Genomic DNA, 1,219 nt, shown 5'->3' on the forward strand with positions numbered 1-1,219 from the left:
TATCGGTTGATGTTGCTAACATTACCTCGGATGTCTTGATTAAATTAAGATATTTAATCGCGTCATATCATCGGCTTATCCGTTGATGATATGACCTATTTCTCGTATGCAGTTTTCAAGGTACATGGCTGATGCGCTGTTCTGCATCAGATGGAGAATACGAGATTCGAACTCGTGACCTCCTGCTTGCAAGGCAGGCGCTCTCCCAACTGAGCTAATCCCCCGTCTGTTTCTATTCGCTTTACTGGCTGTATTGTTCCGTTCGCCTAGGCTCGGAAGCACCTCGCCAACGCTTGGGAACTCTCTTCCCACTAAGCTCGCTTCCGTTCGCCAAGTGTTCAGTAGATGGGCTTAAGCGGACCTTTCCTCCTTGGGCAAAGGCTTGCTTACATGGGCTTAAGCGGACCTTTCCTCCTTGGGCGAAGGCTTGCTTACATGGGCTTAAGTGGACTCGAACCACCGACCTCACGCTTATCAGGCGTGCGCTCTAACCGGCTGAGCTATAAGCCCGTTCTCTGGTCTTTTATCTAAAAAAGGCTTCCGCCTCTTTTTCTCTTTTAGTGCTGGCAGCCACCTGCTCTCCCACACCGTCTCCAGTGCAGTACCATCGGCCGCCCGGGCCTTAACCATCGTGTTCGGGATGGGTACGGGTGTCTCCCCCGGGCGCATCGCCACCAGCAGTCCTCTCCTGGCTTCTGACGGCCCGGGAAGGTCCCAATACGCGGGCGCGGCCTTCCGGCCTGCGCACTCGCTCCTTGGTAACTAAGCAATAGACAACGTCCCCTACTCCTTCTCTTCCTTAGAAAGGAGGTGATCCAGCCGCACCTTCCGATACGGCTACCTTGTTACGACTTCACCCCAGTTATCGGTCCCACCTTCGGCAGCTCCCTCCTTGCGGTTGGGTCACTGACTTCGGGCGTTACCGACTCCCATGGTGTGACGGGCGGTGTGTACAAGACCCGGGAACGTATTCACCGCGACATTCTGATTCGCGATTACTAGCGATTCCAGCTTCATGTAGTCGAGTTGCAGACTACAATCCGAACTGGGACGTTATTTTTGGGATTCGCTTGCCTTCGCAGGGTCGCTTCCCTTTGTTTACGCCATTGTAGCACGTGTGTAGCCCTGATCATAAGGGGCATGATGATTTGACGTCATCCCCACCTTCCTCCAGGTTGTCCCTGGCAGTCTCTCTAGAGTGCCCAGCCTCACCTGCTGG

Annotated in this window: 2 tRNA genes and 2 rRNA genes; all 4 read right to left on the bottom strand. The window is 54.1% G+C overall.

Going from position 1 to position 1,219, the window contains the following annotated elements:
* Nucleotides 1-151 precede the first annotated feature (151 nt).
* Nucleotides 152-224, bottom strand: a tRNA-Ala gene (locus E1963_RS19120).
* 212 nt (nt 225-436) lie between these two features.
* Nucleotides 437-510, bottom strand: a tRNA-Ile gene (locus E1963_RS19125).
* Between the two features lie 51 nt (nt 511-561).
* Nucleotides 562-679, bottom strand: a 5S ribosomal RNA gene (rrf, locus tag E1963_RS19130).
* Nucleotides 680-803: 124 nt separating this feature from the next.
* Nucleotides 804-1,219 (bottom strand): 16S ribosomal RNA (locus tag E1963_RS19135); the annotation flags it as partial.

This window comes from Extibacter muris, from assembly GCF_004345005.1.
Lineage (GTDB): Bacteria > Bacillota > Clostridia > Lachnospirales > Lachnospiraceae > Extibacter > Extibacter muris.